The organism is Pseudoalteromonas sp. bablab_jr011, from assembly GCF_016464045.1.
Lineage (GTDB): Bacteria > Pseudomonadota > Gammaproteobacteria > Enterobacterales > Alteromonadaceae > Pseudoalteromonas > Pseudoalteromonas lipolytica.
In genome coordinates this window covers 44,703-63,083 of sequence record NZ_JACDWU010000150.1, presented here as the reverse complement: position 1 = coordinate 63,083, position 18,381 = coordinate 44,703, and the positions used below count along the sequence as shown (strand labels likewise).

The 18,381-nt window shown below is 42.2% G+C and carries 10 protein-coding genes; 2 read left to right on the top strand and 8 right to left on the bottom strand.

Annotation, left to right across the window (positions count from 1 at the left end; translation table 11 throughout):
- The first annotated feature begins 313 nt into the window (after nt 1–313).
- Nucleotides 314–3,763, top strand: coding sequence for a PAS-domain containing protein (locus tag JIG41_RS07175; protein WP_199524492.1), 3,450 nt, complete (start codon nt 314–316; stop codon nt 3,761–3,763).
- Here JIG41_RS07175 and JIG41_RS07170 read toward each other — a convergent pair.
- The gene (locus JIG41_RS07170; protein WP_199524491.1) at nt 3,760–6,729 is read right to left on the bottom strand and encodes a DUF3857 domain-containing transglutaminase family protein; all 2,970 of its coding nucleotides are present in this window, start codon (nt 6,727–6,729) and stop codon (nt 3,760–3,762) included. The two genes, JIG41_RS07175 and JIG41_RS07170, sit on opposite strands and share 4 nt — an antisense overlap.
- A gap of 207 nt (nt 6,730–6,936) precedes the next feature.
- Between JIG41_RS07170 and JIG41_RS07165 the strand changes: the two genes are divergently transcribed.
- Nucleotides 6,937–7,455 carry a DUF2569 domain-containing protein gene (locus JIG41_RS07165; RefSeq protein WP_199524490.1) on the top strand — a complete coding sequence of 173 codons (519 nt, stop codon included), beginning with the start codon at nt 6,937–6,939 and terminating at the stop codon, nt 7,453–7,455.
- Here JIG41_RS07165 and JIG41_RS07160 read toward each other — a convergent pair.
- The 7 genes from JIG41_RS07160 to JIG41_RS07130 all read right to left on the bottom strand — a co-directional run bounded on the left by JIG41_RS07160 (nt 7,448) and on the right by JIG41_RS07130 (nt 18,170).
- A complete protein-coding gene (locus JIG41_RS07160; protein WP_199524489.1) occupies nt 7,448–8,737 on the bottom strand; it encodes a PAS domain-containing sensor histidine kinase in 1,290 nt (429 codons plus the stop codon). The genes JIG41_RS07165 and JIG41_RS07160 overlap by 8 nt on opposite strands.
- Nucleotides 8,738–10,114, bottom strand: coding sequence for a sigma-54 dependent transcriptional regulator (locus JIG41_RS07155; RefSeq protein WP_199524488.1), 1,377 nt, complete (start codon nt 10,112–10,114; stop codon nt 8,738–8,740). It lies immediately after the preceding gene.
- Nucleotides 10,115–10,178: 64 nt separating this feature from the next.
- On the bottom strand, nt 10,179–12,635 hold the full coding sequence (locus JIG41_RS07150; RefSeq protein ID WP_199524487.1) for an ABC transporter permease: 2,457 nt from the start codon (nt 12,633–12,635) through the stop codon (nt 10,179–10,181).
- Between the two features lies 1 nt (nt 12,636).
- On the bottom strand, nt 12,637–13,392 hold the full coding sequence (locus JIG41_RS07145) for an ABC transporter ATP-binding protein (RefSeq protein ID WP_199524486.1): 756 nt from the start codon (nt 13,390–13,392) through the stop codon (nt 12,637–12,639).
- On the bottom strand, nt 13,389–14,666 hold the full coding sequence (locus JIG41_RS07140; protein ID WP_036973572.1) for an HlyD family secretion protein: 1,278 nt from the start codon (nt 14,664–14,666) through the stop codon (nt 13,389–13,391). The genes JIG41_RS07145 and JIG41_RS07140 overlap by 4 nt, the downstream gene beginning before the upstream one ends.
- 449 nt (nt 14,667–15,115) lie before the next feature.
- Nucleotides 15,116–15,778, bottom strand: a complete 663-nt coding sequence (locus JIG41_RS07135; RefSeq protein WP_036973567.1) for a response regulator transcription factor — start codon at nt 15,776–15,778, stop codon at nt 15,116–15,118.
- 100 nt (nt 15,779–15,878) lie between these two features.
- Nucleotides 15,879–18,170, bottom strand: coding sequence for a TonB-dependent receptor (locus tag JIG41_RS07130; protein ID WP_065979464.1), 2,292 nt, complete (start codon nt 18,168–18,170; stop codon nt 15,879–15,881).
- Nucleotides 18,171–18,381 lie beyond the last annotated feature (211 nt).

The window sequence follows — 18,381 nt, the reverse complement described above, 5'->3', positions numbered from 1 at the left end:
AAGCGATCTTAGCTTTATCGTGGGCCACACGTGTTTCAGGGTCGAGAAACAAATCAGTTTATTCCGATAACAATTCGCCAAAATACGTAATTAAGCGAACAGCTATTACAATCCGTAATGCTTTTCTCGTCTTGTTGATATTGATTATCAATTAGATTTAGATGTCTGTCAACACTCTATTGCAAATAATTCTCATTTAATTTTTATTTTCTTCAAAGTATAGCTATTACACGCATTAGCACTAAAGTTAGGCTGTAAATTAGCGCCAATAAAAACTATGCTGGTGCCATAATAATTAAAAAAATCACATGCGATGTTTTCAATTTGGTCAATAAGCCTACTTGCGATTGTTTATTTAGCAATTTTATTTGCTGTTGCAGGCTGGGCTGATAAAAGAAAGGTGTTGCCTTTTAAAGGCTTAACTTATGGTTTGTCGTTGGGCGTGTATTGTACGTCGTGGGCTTTTTTTGGCACTACGGCGCAAGCAGCTTATAACGGCTGGTGGTTAGCACCAACGTACGCTGGCACGATTCTGCTGTTTATTTTTGGCTGGCAGATTTACTGCCGAATTGCCCATATTTGTAGACAGCAAAAAATCACTTCCATGGCTGACTTTATCGCGACTCGTTATGGTCAATCATCAAGCTTGTCGGGCTTAATATCGCTAATTTCTGTGATTGCTATTGTACCGTATATTTCGTTGCAACTCAGTGCGACCGCACAAAGTATTAATTTACTAACCGACCGAGCAGTGACACAAAGCAGTGAGGTATGGGCCGACAGCACTTTTTATATCACGCTCTTGTTGGCGTTATTTGCAATTTTATTTGGTGCAAGACGCTTAAAACCCAGTGAACATAACCCCGGTTTAATCGCCAGTATTGCCTTTGAGTCGGTGGTGAAACTTCTGGCATTTTTAGCGGTTGGTTTATACGTATGTTTCGTTTTATTCGACAGTCCCATCGCTCTTTTTGAAACGGCACAACAATTAAATATTGACCAACAAGTTGCGGCTTCAAAGAGTCCGACCTATGTGTATGTTGCACATACTCTCTTGGGTATTTTGGCTACCTTGTGCTTACCACGTCAGTTTCATATGAGCTTTATTGAAAAAAATAACGATAAAGAACTGGCTTCAGCACGTTGGCTGTTTCCTATTTACTTATTACTTATCAACTTGTTTATTTTGCCGATTGCGTATGCCGGGCTTATTTATTTTCAAGGACAAGACGTAGGCTACGATACCTTTGTATTGGCATTACCCATGGCCGCAGACGATGCCTTTGTTGCATTGTTGGCCTTTTTAGGCGGCTTTTCAGCGGCGACGAGTATGGTGATTGTGTCGGCAATTGTACTCTCGGTGATGATCACCAATGACTTTATTAACCAATTCATTTTACGCCGCTCACAACTCACGTCGAGTAGCCGAGGCTTGGATAAAAATAACCTTTTGCATGCGCGTAAAATCGTTATCGTACTGATTTTATTATTAAGTTACTTCACGCATCGGGTTTTAGGTGAAAGCACTACCTTAGCTAATGTTGGTTTGATGTCGTTTACGTTGGTTGCCCAATTTTCACCGGCCATGATCATTGGTTTGTGGTGGCGACAAGCGTCTTGCCGGGGTGCACAACTGGGTATTTTGAGTGGCTTTATTATTTGGGGTTACACGTTATTATTGCCCAATTTAGCGGGCGGATTAGGTAACGATAGCCAATGGTTGGTTGATGGCCCTTGGCACATTAGCTGGCTTGCACCGACTGATTTATTTTCGCTGGGTCTTGAAAGTATCAGTCAGGCTTTATTGTTATCGTTGGGTGCGAATTGTTTGGTGTACTTTTTGGTGCCTCTGTTTAGTCGTGCAACACTGGCTGAGCGTTTACAAAGTAATAAGTTTGTTGCTCAAGGAAATGAATCTCGTGTAAGTAACCATTTGCAGCCTTTAAGTTATCACGATTTAGGGGCTTTATTGCAGCGCTTTGCTGAAAAAGAAGCGGGGCAATCGCTGGTAAATCACTATTTTCCTGAAGATAAAAGTAAATGGAAGCGGCCCGCAAATGTTGAACTTGAGTTACTCGTAGAGCGTGAAATGTCGGCGGTCATCGGGGGCGCTTCAGCACGGCTTATTTTGGATGTTGCCAAAAATGAGCAGCGCCAACCTCTTGAGCAAGTTGCTGAATTTGTTGATGAAGCAAGCCAAGTATTGAAATTTAATCGTGACCTGTTGCAATCAACCATAGAAAATATTCAACAAGGTATCAGTGTAGTCGACAGTGAACTGCGTTTAGTTGCTTGGAATCAAGGCTACAAAAACATGTTTGCTTACCCAGATGATGCCTTGTATATCGGTCGTCCGGTTGCCGATATTATTCGCTTTAATGCTGAGCGCGGCTTGTTTAGCGGTGAGAGTATGACCAGTGAAGTTGAAAAACGCTTGGCGTATTTGCGCCAAGGCAGTGCGTATAAATATCAGCGCTCACACAATGATGGCCGCGTGTTTGAAATGCAAGGTAATCCGCTGCCAGGTGGTGGCTTTGTAACGACTTACACAGATATTACTGAATTTGTAAAACAACAAAAAGCACTCACAGAGGCCAATGTTAGCCTTGAAGAAAAAGTGGCCGCACGGACCTTAGCACTCACTCAAGCGAACCAAGAGCTATCAATGGCAAAACAAGTCGCTGAGCAAGCAACCGTCAGTAAAACGCGCTTTTTTGCAGCTGCCAGCCATGATTTATTACAGCCATTTAATGCTGCGAGCTTATTTTGTTCCTTAATGAATGAAAAAGCCCAAGACACAGAACTTAAAGAACTGGCAATGAATATTAAGAATTCGCTCGGCAGTGCTGAAGAATTGTTATCGAGTATTTTAGAGTTAACTAAACTTGATTCGGGATCATTTAAAGTGCAAATGAGTGAATTTGCCATCAGTAGTTTGGTTGAACCATTGCGCAATGATTACGAAGCGTTAGCAAGTGACAAAGGGTTAAAGTTCATTTTAGAAACATGTGATGTCCGTTTGCATACAGACAAAGCGTTATTGCGTCGTGTGCTTCGCAATTTACTCAGCAATGCAATTCGTTACACCGAGCACGGCGAAGTTCGCCTTAAAATGCATCACGATGATGACCATGTATCGTTTATTGTTGAAGATACAGGGATTGGTATTGCTGCCGGTGATCAACACACCATATTCCAAGAGTTTAAGCAGTTGGGTGTTAAACCGAGTGCTGAAGGACTTGGGTTAGGTCTTGCCATTACAAAACGTATTTGCGACTTATTAAAAATACCGCTCGTAATGGGCTCTGAGCTGGGCAAAGGTACACAATTTACTTTAACCCTACCTTGCAAGGTTAGCGCTGCACCAAAGCAGGCACAACGAGCTGAAATATCGCAAGAAACAGAGCTTGGGCAATTAAGGATTTGGCTGCTGGATAACGATAGCAATGTATTAGAGGCATTAAAGCAGTTACTTGAAAACTGGGGATGCGAAATCTCTACGGCAACTAACTTAGCTGAGCTGGAACAATTAAAAGCTGAGCAGCCCTTGCCGCAGTTGCTGATCATTGATTATCAACTTGATGATGGTGTTACGGGTCTTGAGGTCATAGAGCAAGCAGGCTTAACAACACTGCCTGCAATTGTAAATACCGCAAACCATGACGAGGGTATACGCGAGTTAGTGCTCGATGCGGGCTATCCGTTGCTTTATAAGCCACTGAAAGCGCCCGCATTAAAGCGTATGATTAAGCGACTGACTTAATCTGCGTTTTGCTCCGTGGCTGGGGTATTGGCTTTAATTAAGCGCTCTACCTCAGCGACAAACTTCTTATCTAAGTCATCTTCATGGCTCAAAAATAACAGCATTTCATCACCATTGTGGTCAATGACCGTTAGCGTGGTGGTTAGTAGGGCGCTTTTAGCATAATCAACGTTGAGCTTTTTAATGTCACTAAAGCGGCGCTGATCTTTCTCAAGCACACCGTGCTCATTTTCCCAGTAACTAAAAATGGTGTTTTCAGTTATGCCGTTTCCATCAGTTTTAAAATCAACAAAGGCATCACTATAAAAGTATTGCACATTCTCATTTGCTGGGATGATCTCTTTTCGTTTTAAGAAGTTAACTTGATACGACCATAGCTTATCGCCGGTTACTATGGTTGAATTTGGCAACAAATATAGCTCATAAATTAAGCCATAAAATAGCCAAGGCAGCATGAATATCGAAATGATAACCTGCCTCGCTCGCCATTGAGAATGGTACTCAAGAGCTTGTTCAGGTTGCTTGAGGTTTTGAATGTAATTAACTAGAGGCAACCATAAAATAGGCGTAACTAAAAACAGCCAGGTACCATATTCCCAGTTATAGCTTACGACTTCAGAAATGATAATCGCCAGCCATAACACGAACCCAACCGCAACGGGCATGATCTTATTTTTGCCAAAGGTTTGTTCGCTGTGCTTGCAAAGCTCAAGTAACAACGGAATAAAAAACAGTGGTGCAAATATACCTCGGGCAATCGGCATTATATGGCTTTGTTGTTGCTCTTTTATCGCTTTCCAGTTGCGATAGCTCCAGTAGTTAATGAATATTCCTAAGCTCAATAAGCTGTAAATAACAAACTTACTGTTACTGACAGGGTAGAACTGCGTACCTTCAAATTCTGGACGTTTTCGAACTTCAAAACGCCAAGCCGCGATGAAAAAGATGATTGCCGCTAAGTAGCTTAAAATAAAAACGCTATACCAATTGGTTTCTTCATCTACCTGCGTGGTAGTCGCAGTGTTAGTACCATATTTGATAATGCCATATTGTGTTTCGTTAATTAGTTTTTTCCGCGCGTTGAGGTATTGCTCTATTTGGTCTGCAGGAATATGGTCTTGCTTCGCACTGTAATCAAAGTAAAGGGTAAGTATAGAGTCTTTGAAGGTAACGCGTTTTTCCAGATGGAAAAAGGGATTGTCGATACTGAGTTGTTCTTCCTCAAATTCCCAATTAGGCTCTGAGAATGCGATTTGAATTGTTGTTTCAATATCATTTGGATACCGAAACCACATGGGGGCATTACGCTCTAGCTGTTCTGGTTTATAAACGCTGTTTTGAATTTCGCTGGCATAAAAATCGTTGCGATAGCCTTTATTGTCAGGTTTCCAGAAATTATCAATTGTGTAGTATTCATTTGTAATTAGTTGGCCTGTGTCATCAAGGGTATCTACGGTCATGGGTTTAGCTGTTTTTAAACCTTTGAAAGAGTCTTGATAATATTCTCTGTAATCATCTTCTGTGCTTTTAAGGCTATTTTTTGCTATTGAACTACGGCGGCTTATCGCTTCAAAATCGCCGTATTCATAGCGAGTTGTAAAGTGGGTGGCATCATCTACCTTTTCGGGGATTGAGTAGCTATCAAAGACTTGAACACGCTTGACCAGAGGCTTAGTAAGCATGTCTGTGAAGCCTGTTTCACCTTCTTTAACGATTAAAGCCACGCCATAGTTTGGTTGTGCTAAATGCGCTAAGTCGCCGCGTTGATATGACGTGGTAGGATCAAGCCAATAGCGCTTCCCTTGGTGCTCTAGGGTGACAATGACGTGATCAAATAAGTTTGGGGCGACAGGTAAACTCGCTAAACGCTTTGTTTCTTCTGTATTTACCAATGCTGGATAGGCGTCAACGCCCAGTGCTTTTAACAATGAAATAAGCAGTACTGTTTTGTCTTTACAATCACCATAGCGCAGTGCAAGGGTTTCTGATGCCGGAGTTGGCCGATGCGAGTTGGTGCCCATTTCGAGCCCCAAGTAACGAACTTCGTCTTGACTGAAACGCAGTGCTGCAACTATTTGTGACTCTAAATCAGTATGCTGCAACTTGATTTGACGAGTAATAGTTTCAATAGCAGGGCTAATTTCAATGGCTGATTGGTAAAGTGGCAGTGACCAATCAATGACCTCTTGCCAGTTATTAACTTCAGAGAAATAAACTTGTTTATACGGTGAGTACCAATAAGGTACTTCACTTGCTGAGATCATTGTAGGTTCATTGTGTTGGTTTATTTGGTAGTCAAATCCTATATTTAGGGGAGTACTGATAAGAGTTGATTCGCCATTGACAAAGTTGATGTGTAAAGGGGTTGGCTTTTGCCATAGAACCCGCATAAATTGCTGCACAACGGGCACAGACCAATTAAGAGTTCTCGCTGTACTAAAGTGTTGATAAACCGGATTGCTGCCCGAAATCGTATAGCTGTAATCTAATATATCCATGACACGCATATCATCAATAATGATATTTAGGCTTAATGTGCCATTGTATATTCGACTTGCTAGGTCGGTCTCACGTTGTAAAACCTGTCGCTGAGCACTACCCAGTTTGTCTATATATTCACCATTACGGATAATCCCTAAACTATTGAGCGAAAGTGATTGATAACTAGGGTCAAAATCAATATTGAGTTGACTAATATAATCTACTCCAGATTGATTGGCAGCTTGCATAACCGTTCGAGTAAAGCGTTGCTGTGGTGCTTGTTCAGTCACCTTAAACTGTGTATCGAGCATAAGATAGAAGGTCCCATCTTTAATATGCTCATTGGGGATATTCGGTGTTAGTAGTTCATGCTGTTTGACCCAGCTATCCGCTGGCGTAACCTGGTAATCATCAGCAACTACCAAGCAGCTTATAAAAAGTAAAAAAAGCGATGATAACGTGAGGTATAGGTGCATCCATTTCATTATTATTTTCTAATTACGTTTAGTTTTATATGACAAATTACTGAAATAAACAGTATTAGCCAACCAAAATTAGCCTTTTTTGTCTCTTTTTTAGTTATAAAGGCATTTGGTGAAAATGAAGAGTGGATGATGTTTAAATAGTGTGAGGTGGAAATAGGATTCTTCAAAAATCGGCGTATAGTGAAAAAATAATAAAAAGGAGATGTCATGGAAGAGGTTAAACAACAAAGCGCGACTCAAACAGCCGATGTTCAAGGAGATAAGGATTTAGTCGGTATTAAAGGTTGGCTGATTCTGGTTGCTATTGGAGTGGTTATCAGCCCACTTCGGGTTTTTTATGAAAGTATCAACACATTTAAACCCATTTTTACGACTGAGATGTGGCAACGTTTAACTTCGCAATTTGGTGATATGTATCATCCGCTTTGGGAACCTTTACTAATCATTGAAATGGTGTTTAATGCAGTATTATTTTTAGCTTCGCTTTATTTAATTGTGTTGTTTTTTAAGCATAAGAAAGCATTTGTAAGTTGGTACTTAGCGATATTATTTGGTGGATTAGCATTTATAGTGCTTGATGCTTTTGTTGTGAGCTTACTTGTGCCGAGTGTCACCATTTTTGATAGTGAAATGAAAACTATGCTGATAAGGGGAGTTATTCAAGCCTTAATTTGGGGCCCCTATATGCTTTTATCTCAGCGTGTTAAAGCAACATTTGTTAAATAGTGCTGCAGGGCACGCTCACTTTTGCTTGCGTTCCATGCGCTGGCTGCGACGTTAAAGTAAGCTCGCCACCTTGATTGCGTATTAGTTCGCGGGTGATTATCAGTCCTATGCCTGTGCCGTTAGCTTTGGTTGAGTAAAATGGCACAAATAGGTTGTCGGGGTTTTGAATGCCACAACCTTGGTCGCTAATTTCAATATTTAAGTTATCACCTTGTCTTGACCAAGTGAGGCTAGGAGCAGAATTGCTACCTGCTTCAAATGCATTTTTTATCAGGTTGATTAAGGCTTGTTCGAGTTGCCCTAAATCGGCACTAAAATGCAGCTTTTCGCTGCTATTTATAACGAGTTCAGGGAAGATAGCTGTTAAACGCGTATTTAATTGCTCGTTGCTTATCGGTTGTTTGTTTGCAGGTGGTAGTTTTGCAAAGGCACTGTAACTGCTCACAAAGTCTAACAAGTGCTGGGCGCGTTTTTCGATGACTTGCAGCATATCTTGAGCAAGATCATCGTGATTGCTTATTTGTCCCTGACGCTTCATGGTTTGCAACGATTGGCTCATTGAATAAATCGGGGTGAGGGAGTTACGAACTTCGTGATTTAATACCCGAATGAGGCGCTGCCAGACAAGCTGTTCGTTTTCGCGAAGTTGTTTCTCGATTGAAAAAAAGGTCAGTAATTCAAAGCTTCTGCCAGCCCGCCAAAAAGTTTGTGAGGCTATCTGAAAGCGCTGTGTAAAGGGGGCGCTTTTTTGCTGCTGCCATTGCCCGTCTTGAAGTGTTAACCCCAGCTCACTGGCAGTTTTACCTTCTATATTGCTATTTTGTATACTGTTTAAAAAAGCACGGTTGCTAAAATATACCAAGCTATGTGGGTCTAATATCACAATGGGTAAATCTAGCATGCTCGCAAATTCAAAGACAAACTCTTCGGTTTGCATATAGTGGCGTTTGTTTTTCGCTATTTTATCGCTCAGCTTAGCAAAGTCGTTTTTGAGTGAGGCAACCCGGCCACTTTCATAAAAAGCTAAATGCCAGCTATTGCTCTCGTCGTTGGCGAGTGCGTCAAGCTGTAAACCAAAACGCTCTACGACATCGGTGATCAGGCGGTAGCTTTTAATTAATGCGAATGCGCTTACGCCAATAAAAGGCAGCAGTAGACTAATGCTGGCGAACCAGTCGAGCTTTAGGCTCAATGTGAGTGCGATGCCCAATGTGAATAGGGCAATTAACACCACAGAATAATAACGTTTTACACGCTTCTCTAACGATTGCTTTGCACCCATTTAACGGTCTACTTCTTTTAGGTCAAGTTGGTGTTTATCAATGCGACGATAAATAGCTGATTTACTTAACCCTAAAAATTCGCCAGCAGCAATCACATTGCCATTAAATTGCAGCAATGCTTTTTGAATCATCTGTTTTTCAAGCTCTTCAAGGGGCAATAAGGGCAGCGTTTTATCTGCACTGTTATTTGGTTGCTCGCAGCTAGGTTGATCTAAAATGAGATCGCTTGCTTGAATATTGATGTTGTCACTCATGATCACAGCACGTTCAATGCAGTGGCTCAGTTCACGAATATTACCCGGCCAACTGTATTGTTCTAATGCCTCGATGGCTGAGTTACTTAGCGACATATTTGAACGTTGGTATTTTTTACCATGAGTGAGTAATAAATGCTCCGCTAAGGGGGCAATATCCGCTTTTCTGTCGCGAAGCGCAGGAATATGTAGCTCAATGGTGTTGAGTCTAAACAGTAAATCACGGCGGAATTCACCTTGCTCAATCGCCGTTGCAAGTTCTGAGTTGGTTGCCGAAATAATCCGAACATCGGCGGTTCTGGTCTGGCTTGAACCTAATACCTCAAATTCTTTGCTTTCGAGCACGCGCAGCATTTTGCTTTGTAGTTCAAGGCTCAAAGTGGCTATCTCATCAAGAAATAAAGTGCCCCCTTCGGCAATTTCAAAACGCCCTAAGCGATCTTCTTTGGCGTCAGTAAACGCCCCTTTTTTATGGCCAAATAATTCGCTTTCAAAGAGTGATGGTGCAATGGCGCCTATATTTACGCTTACATAGCGTTTGTCACTGCGTATAGAATGCTGGTGGATATAATTGGCCAGTAAGCTTTTGCCTGTGCCATTTTCGCCGGTAATTAAAATACTGGCATCGGTTTTTGCGGCGCGCTCTGCTTTGGCGAGTAGTTGTTGCATTACCTCAGAATGGGCTATATAGCTAGCGTGTGTGTTATTGGTAAGTGCTTTTAAGCAGGCATTATCATGGTGGCTTTGTTTTAGTTTTAACTGCTGTTGCACCACCGCTGTTAAGCGCAAATTATTCCATGGCTTTTCTACAAAATCGACCGCGCCTAATTGCATGGCTTTAACGGCGACATCAATGCTTGCCCACGCCGTCATTACGATCACGGGAATGGTTGAACCTAACGTATTTAGTTGCTTTAAAAAACGCAGTCCTTCCTCACCCGATGTGGTGTCGAGTTTGTAGTTCATGTCGAGTAAAATTAAGCTAATATGTTCTGATTTCAACACGTCAAAAGCGTGTTCAGGGCCTTCCGCTTCAAGGCATTGTAAGCCGAGTTGTTGTAATGCAACGGTTGCAGCCAGACGCACATCAGCTTGATCGTCAATGACTAAGATTTTGTCCATGATGTTTTTCTTTTTGTCCTGTTGATGTGGCTTAAGTTAGCACTTAAGCCACCGTTTTGTGCTGTTAATCGTTACGCAGTGCAGCCATAGGTTTTGCTTTAAGCAGTAAAACCAAAGGCCTAAAGCAAGCGAATAGGGCAATACATAAGGTAATGCTCCAAGCGAGTAATTGCAGCCTTACATCAAGTACCAGCCAAGACATTAGCTGCCCTTGTAATAAGTAAAAACCAGCAATCACAGCAGCCAACGCGACACTAAAACCAATTAAAACAGGGATAATCGCTTCAACACTCATCAGTTTGAATAAACGTGCTTTTTTAGCACCTAAAGCCATGCGTATACCGAATTCATAACGGCGCAGACCAAGGTTGTAGCTCAGTACCCCAAAAATACCGATTGCCGCTAATAATAGAGTAAATAGCGCTAAGGTACTACACAGAACCACAGTTAGTCGGCTCATATACAGTAAATTGTCGTACTCGTGTTGTAAGTCATTAAACTGCCACATGGTTAAGTCGCTGTTCTTTTCTTTTAGTGTATTAAGTATTTGTTTATTGGTTAGCTTAACGCCTTCAGAGGCTTTAATTGTGAAAAAATAGCTATACGGCTTGGCCGGCCACCAAATATGACGGCCAAACGACTCGTCGTAGTATTTTGGGTGATTAAAGTCTTCGGTTACGCCGACCACTTCATACATTTTTTCTTCCAGGCCTTGATAAGATTTACCAATAATATTGCGATAATCTTGATCGGGTAATAAGTTTTCTGCCACGCTTTGTGACACCAGTATCTCGTTGGTTTCACCGCGTATTGCTTGCTCAGTAAAAGTGCGCCCCGCGAGAATTTGCGTGTTCACTAAAGAAAAGTAATCAGGCCCCACCCACTGACTTGGGAAGAAAATTGAGCTTTTACCATTTACATCAGTCAGGGTGTTGGCGTATTGTCTTGGCGACACCGGGCTGTGACCGAGGGCCACATCTTCAATGCCTTGGCTATTAAGTAAAACTTGCTTGTATTGCAGCGCGTGTTCGTAGCGCTCAGCCAGCGACATTTGATTATTTGGCTGGAATAGCTGCGCAACATACAGGTTTTCGGTGTCACTGCCTAAAGGGCGATTAATCGTACCGAGGGCTTTGCTCACAACCATTACCGAAAAGCTAACGAGTAGGGCGGCAACAAACATTTGTGAGCCAATTAAAATGCGTACCGTACGGCCAGATACTTGTGATACACCGCCTTTACCACTGTTTTGCATTTGCGTATTTAGGGTTTTGTAATTCACTAAACGCGCTGTTACCACAGAGAAAATAGTGGCAAGTGCAATACATAAAAGCACTGCAACGATCACCAGTGTACTATCAACAGCAAGGCTATTAACCAAGGGTAAACGCCCTTCGGCCAATACTTTAAATAAACGTATGCCCCAGACAGCTAAAAACAGTGCAATACTGACCGACAAAGTCATTAGAATAAGTGACTGTAAGAATATGCTATTAAACAAGGTTTTTCGTTTAGCACCGAGCACTGCTTGCAAAGCGAGGGTTTTATGTTGCGCCAGCGCACGCGAGAAAAATAAAGTACTGACGTTCAGCACCGCAATGATTAATAAGCCCACGGCTCCTGCAAGCATCATTAAGCTTAAGTCATCATTTTTGCCTAATTCAACGTCGCGATAGGCGGTTACTTCGGGTTTTACATCGGTAATGCCGCCATTGTTGAGCCATTCTGATTTTATGGTATCAATTTGTTGTTTTAAATCGACTTTAACTTGCTCAATTGTCACGCCGGGTTTTAAAACGGCAATTAGCTTTAAGTTTTTAAAGGTGTTTGTCCACGGGCTTTGCCAATCATCATTATCATTCTGAAAGTAACGAAGGTCTGCACTGGTTGGAAACCACACTTCAACATCACTTGCTTTAAACATATAAGGTGGGCTAAATGAATCATCAACAACCCCCACGATACGGTGAACATGATCGGTTTCACCGGCCATAACCGACAAGGGTTTACCAATAATGTTAGGATCGCTATTAAAATGTTTACGCCAAAAGTTGGCTGAAATCACTACGCGATCGTCGAGTGTTTCTAGCGTTTCGCCAAGGTCAAAACCTTGCCCCAGTAAGAATGGGGTGTGCAACAAGTCAAAATAATTGCCACCCACATAAAGTACCGGCTCTTTTGGTTGGCCATCGAGGTTGGCAAAGATTTGCTCGCCAGCATTGATCATCATACTTTGCTCGAAGCTTTGATTATGCTTAAGCCAATGCACCATCGACTGATAACTTTGAAAGCCGGTGGCGTCGTAGTCATCATAGGTAAGGGATTGTTCAACGACCACCATGCGATTTTCATCGTAGACATCCAGTGGCTTTAAAAAGTAGCTGTTTACTAAACTGAGTACCACAAACAAGGTGGCGAGGGTGAGTGCCAATGTTGCGATAACCGCCGTTACAAAGCCGGGGGCATTCATCAGAGATGCCCATGCTAAACTCAATTGAGTGCGTATTTTGGTTAGTTTCATGTTAGATCACCTCTGCACTTTCTTCATTGTGTTCAGTGGCTGCTAAGTGATCTGAGGCTTGACGCGCCTCTGAGTAGGAAATAATTTCGCCATCGAGTAGTTTTAGCTGGGTTTTGGCACGTCCTGCGTAACGTAAGTCGTGGGTAACCATGCAAATCGTGGTGCCTTTTTTATTCAGCTCATCGAGCAAGTCCATAACCGCATCACCATTTTTTGAGTCTAAGTTACCCGTTGGCTCATCCACTAATAGAATGCTGGGTTTACCAGCCAGCGCACGGGCGATAGCAATGCGCTGCTGTTGACCACCCGATAATTGATTGGGTTTATGCTGAGCACGGTGGCCCATTTCTACTTCATCGAGTGCTTGCTTTACTGCCGCTTCAATGTCGTTTTGGCTCATTGCGGGCTCTCTATAGGTGAGAGGTAGTGCAACGTTATCGAATACAGATAGTTCATCAATTAAATTAAACGACTGAAAAATAAAGCCAATATGTAGATTTCTCAACTCTGCTTGTTGATCCATATCGAGGGTTTTAGTGTCGACATCTTTAATGAAATAGTCGCCACCTGTAGGGCTATCAAGCAAGCCCAGTAGTGAAAGCAGCGTTGATTTACCACAGCCAGAGGGGCCGCTAATGCAAATATAGTCACCTTGGTTAATGTTCAGACTGATGTTATTTAATGCATAGGTTTCAACATTTTGGCCGCGATAGACTTTGGCGATATTGTTTAATGAGATAAGCGTATTGGTTTTCATAAACTGTCCTGTTCGATTTTTATTGTTGCCAAATGCTGCCATTTAGAAAGATCTGAAATGATCAGCTGTTCGCCCTCAGTGGCGCCGCTCAAAAGTTGAATTTGGTTGTCACTGAGTGTACCAAATTCGATATTAATTGGCGCTGCTAACTGAGTACTTGGATTGAGTTTAAAAAGAGTGGCATGGCTGTGCGCCGTTGCTCTTTGCGGTACATTAATGGTTAATGCATCGGGGATGATATTACTCACTACATAGCCTTCGATGCTTAAGTCGGGTCGAGCATTGGCAGGCAGCGTCCCTTCTAAATCAAGTTCTATGATCACGCGACCGTCGGTCACGATAGGATCAATTCGGGTCACTTTAGCGCTTACTTCTCCCTGACCCGCTTGGCTAAAGGTGTTTACTTTAGCTGTCATATTTAGTGCCACTTTTTCTGCATCGGCTTGCTGTACACTGAGCTCAGCTTTGAGTGCTTTATTTGAACCCACAACAGCAAGGCGGGTGCCCGGCATGAGGTTTTGCCCAAGTTCTACATTGAGCTCTTGCAGCATGCCATCGATACCGGCTTTGATTTGCAGTTCATCAAATGCGTGTTGTTCTACCTGATAATTCAGCTCAAATTGGCTTAATAACTCTTGCTGAATTTTATCGCGCTGTAGGTGCATTTCTTTTAGTTGCATAAGGCGTTGCTTTTCGATGTTAACGCGTTCAGTTAGTTGTGCGACACTGAGTAAGCTGCGTTTGTAATCTAAGCTTGAAACAATACCTTGCTCAACTAATTTGCTTTCGGCATCGGCTCTGAGCTCTGCACTTTGTAATTCACTTTTTAAAATCGCGAGGTTAGCTTGGCGTTCAAGTAGTTCACTTTGCTGGTTAATTTGTTGCTCATTGACACTGGCTTTTTGGCGGGCGAGTTCTAATCGCGCAACCGATAAACGTTGTGCTTGTTGCGGGTTTATTAAGCTGAGTATAACCGTGTCTTTAGTCACTAAGGTGCCAGGGTAAACATGGATAGCCTCGACCATGGCAGTATCGGTATTGGTTAAATAGCGTTGGAATTTGGGTTTTAAACGACCAAAACCGCGTATCTTCACTATAAAATCGGCTTTTTTAACGGTGGCGATTTGCAGTTGCTTGGCCAAGAGCGTCGTGGGGGCGAGCCATGATTTGACCAACCACATTACAAGCAACGTGCTTATAATTAAGACGCCAATGATCAACTTTTTACGCTGACTTGGCTTATTGCTAGGTTTTAAGGTGCTATCTAAATCCATTGGCTATGTTTCATTGTGTTTTTAATTAATAAATACAATAGCGAGGAACATGCCAATATTTAAGTTTATGAATTATATGGCTTTTTATGTTTTTGTGAATGCGGAAATTCCCACTTCCGGGATTAATAAATCAAAAGTGGGACAGCGTATAAAAACGGCGTTTATTGATTTAATTTTGCAAGCTTAGCCAGTTGCTTTTTCGCATGCGCGTTATCAGGTTGTAGCGTAAGCACATGATTATCCTTAGCGTTCATTTTTATCGGTATATGCTTGTTACGAACACATAAGCGAGGAGTGTGCCAAACTTTAAGTTATTAAAATATATAGTGTTTTGTTTTTAATGCGGAAGGTGAATTCTCACTAATGGGAATTTTAAATAAAAACGGGAGTCGCGTTTATTAACGTGGTTTATTAATGTGAGTTTAGTACAGTACTCGTTGTCTTCTATTTTAGTTGTCTTCTATTTTACCAACCTGCGAAAGCTGATTAAATAAAATACCTGCCTGAGTACGGTTATACACATTGAGTTTGCGTAAAATGGCTGATACATGCTGTTTAATGGTGGTTTCTTGAATCGACATTTCAAAAGCAATTTGTTTATTGAGTAAACCATCGGCAATCATCGCCAGCACGCGGTATTGTTGTGGGGTGAGTTTTTCAAGGTTACGAGCAAACTCACTCTGCTCATCATTGATTACCACATCGGTTAAATCAACTTCAGGAGGTAACCACGTATCGCCATTTAGCACATGACTAATTGCTTCGCTGATCACATCAAGAGACGATGACTTAGGAATATAGCCAGCTGCACCTAGGCTCATTGCTTGTTTAATAATGGCGGGTGTTTCATTGGCTGAGACCATAATGACTAAAATATCGGGGTAGTGATTACGCAATTGCGACAGGGCTTGCAGACCATTTGCACCAGGAATGGTGAGATCTAAAAAAATCAGCTCAATTTCTGGGTGAGCGGCTAATAATGTAAATAAGCCATCAATATCACTGGTTTCTTTTATGTGTTCTTCAGGCACAGATGTTGCGGCCGCTTGACGAAGTGCACTTCTAAATAACGGATGATCATCGGCGATTATGGTGTTCACAGCTAAAGACATTCCCTCGATTCTCCAATGCGTTATGTTATAAGTGATTTTACAGTTGGAAACAAGGTTTGCCTGAGGGGAAGTATCAGGCAAACCTTTCTCACACAAGGATTTAGAAACGGTAACCTACGGTGAAAGCGACAGTGCGAGGGTCGCCGTAGTAACCGATTAGCGTATTATCACCCCCTAAACCTGGGGTGTATTTGCTAGTATCGGTAGGGTCGCTCGGATCAGGTGCTACGAATTGGTAACCCCCAATCATGTACTCTTCGTCGGTTAAGTTTTTACCGTAAAGACCCGCCGTCCAATGACCATCAGTGCTGTACCATGTCACACCCATGTTGAAGATACCGTAAGCATCTTGCGTTAATAGGCTGTCTTCTTCGAACAGTGCATAATCACCACGGTAGTAGTAATTACCATTGACGACAAAGTCACCCATTTCAGTGTACATACGGTATGTTGCACCTAAATTAAAGGTTAAATCAGGCGTATTTGAAACGCTAAAGCGGTCTGACTTGTCAAATGCTTCACCTGTTTCAGGATTGTAATCAATAACATTGTCGAAGCTACTGTCGATATAACCGACTGAGGCATCAAAGCTGAGTGATTCTGTGGCTACGTAATTAAGTTCAAGCTCAATACCGTCTGATTTAGATTCACCAATGTTACCTAAACGTTGGTTTAAATCAGCTGCACTGTCGCCCGGTAGTACAGAAATATATTGGCGGTCTTTATGATCAAGGGTAAATACGGTGACGTTTGCACGTAAGTTATTGTTCCATTCGCTCTTCATACCCATTTCGAAAGAATCAACAATTTCTGGTCGTGCAGCTGGCTCTGCGGTTGTTGCACGCGGGTTGAATGTGCCTGATTTAAAGCCTTGCGCATAACTTGCAAAGAACATAATGTCGTTTGAATACTGGTATTCAACACCTGCGCGCGGTGTGAAGCGTGACCATTCTTCTTCATCATCGAGTACCGTTGGTACAAGTTGGCCTTCTGGGCGAGTGTAACCAGGGATCCAGTCTGATTCTGGATAAACAGTATCAAAAATTAAACCGTTATAAACATTCGCTTCTTTTTTGTCTTTGGTGTAACGCGCGCCCAATGTCATTGACCATTGTTCGTTAAAGTCATAACTACCTTGGATGTAAGCAGCCTTACTTGTTGAGTTACTACAGCCACCTGTTTCACGAGTTAAACTTGGGCCACCTAATGCCTGACCTAATACTTTCAAGATAGCTTGGAATTGACCACATGATTCACCGTCATAGTAATAAAGACCCGAAACCAGTTTGTAGTTATCGCCTTGATGGTTTAGCTGCAATTCATGAGTGGTTTGCTCATCATCGTAAATAGCAGGAACATCGAAAATTTGAATTGAAGTATTATCAAAGTCGATGTTGGTTGGTGAATAGCTCTCACGGCTTGAACCTACATATTTAATGCTGGTGTAATCAGTCATATCCCAACGTGCAGTTAAGCTGTAACCCTCAAGTTCAACTTTGTTCCATGTTGGTAAGCTGGTGTATGAGTCGTATACACTGTCGGGGACTGGCGCATCCGTGAGTAAGCTTGGTAGTAAACGGTAGCCGCCTTTGGCGTTCGATTTATCTTCTGTTTTATCCCACGCTAAGCGGAAGAATAAGTCATCTGTTGGTGTGTATTCTAATGTAACACGAGCTGCAGTGACATCTTTGTTGTAGTTTTCGCGGTCTTGGTTATCAAGTGCTGAGGTTAAAAACTCACCAAAGCCATCACGGTTTAATGTAGCAAACCCAAAGCCCACATACAGTTTTTCGTCAACAATAGGCAGTTGACCTGTGATTTTAAGGTCCTTTTGGTTGTAGCTACCCACTGTGCCCTGCACATTTAACATGGCATCGCCGCTCATTTCTTTGGTGACATACTTAATTGCGCCACCAATGGTATTTTTACCATACAGCGTCCCTTGTGGACCACGAAGTACTTCGATTTGTTGTACGTCTAGTAGGTCGAGTACCGCACCTTGTGGACGCGCTAAATAGACGTCGTCAATATAGATACCGACACCAGGCTCATAGCCCCACAGTGGATCTTGCTGACCTACGCCACGAATAAATGCAGTAATGGTTGAGTTAGTACCACGGCTTGCTTGTAGTGTGGTGTTAGGTGAAAACTGTTGAACTTCGGTCATCACTGATATGCCATTTTCAGCCAGCTCTTCAGCACCAATTGAGGTCACTGCAACAGGTACTTCTTGTAGGTTTTCAACGGTTTTACGCGCTGTTACCTGAATGCGTTCAAGTTCACCTTTCTTGGCTGCAGGTTCTGCTTGATCAGCTGCTTGCGCATTCACACCTGCTAAAGCAAGGGAGACTGCCAGAGTAAGTGGCGCGACTTTTGGGTTAAGCTTTATCATGTTGTATTCCTTGTTATTGTTGTCATTTGTCTTGTGGCCACTCACGATGATGTTGCCTAAGACTCATAATATTTGCCCGTGTCACCTGTCAGTTAATGTAGAAGATAGTTGCGAAAAATGAATTAGTACCATAGTGCTATACCCGCTATAGGCCTTTATTTATCAAGCTTTTAAGCTATTTTTAAAGCAGATAGTACCTTAGTGTTATGTC

Coding starts and splice junctions, on each gene's coding strand:
- JIG41_RS07175 (WP_199524492.1), top strand. CDS start 314: ATGTTTTCAATTTGGTCAATAAGCCTACTTGCGATTGTTTATTTAGCA.
- JIG41_RS07170 (WP_199524491.1), bottom strand. CDS start 6,729: ATGAAATGGATGCACCTATACCTCACGTTATCATCGCTTTTTTTACTT.
- JIG41_RS07165 (WP_199524490.1), top strand. CDS start 6,937: ATGGAAGAGGTTAAACAACAAAGCGCGACTCAAACAGCCGATGTTCAA.
- JIG41_RS07160 (WP_199524489.1), bottom strand. CDS start 8,737: ATGGGTGCAAAGCAATCGTTAGAGAAGCGTGTAAAACGTTATTATTCT.
- JIG41_RS07155 (WP_199524488.1), bottom strand. CDS start 10,114: ATGGACAAAATCTTAGTCATTGACGATCAAGCTGATGTGCGTCTGGCT.
- JIG41_RS07150 (WP_199524487.1), bottom strand. CDS start 12,635: ATGAAACTAACCAAAATACGCACTCAATTGAGTTTAGCATGGGCATCT.
- JIG41_RS07145 (WP_199524486.1), bottom strand. CDS start 13,392: ATGAAAACCAATACGCTTATCTCATTAAACAATATCGCCAAAGTCTAT.
- JIG41_RS07140 (WP_036973572.1), bottom strand. CDS start 14,666: ATGGATTTAGATAGCACCTTAAAACCTAGCAATAAGCCAAGTCAGCGT.
- JIG41_RS07135 (WP_036973567.1), bottom strand. CDS start 15,778: ATGTCTTTAGCTGTGAACACCATAATCGCCGATGATCATCCGTTATTT.
- JIG41_RS07130 (WP_065979464.1), bottom strand. CDS start 18,170: ATGATAAAGCTTAACCCAAAAGTCGCGCCACTTACTCTGGCAGTCTCC.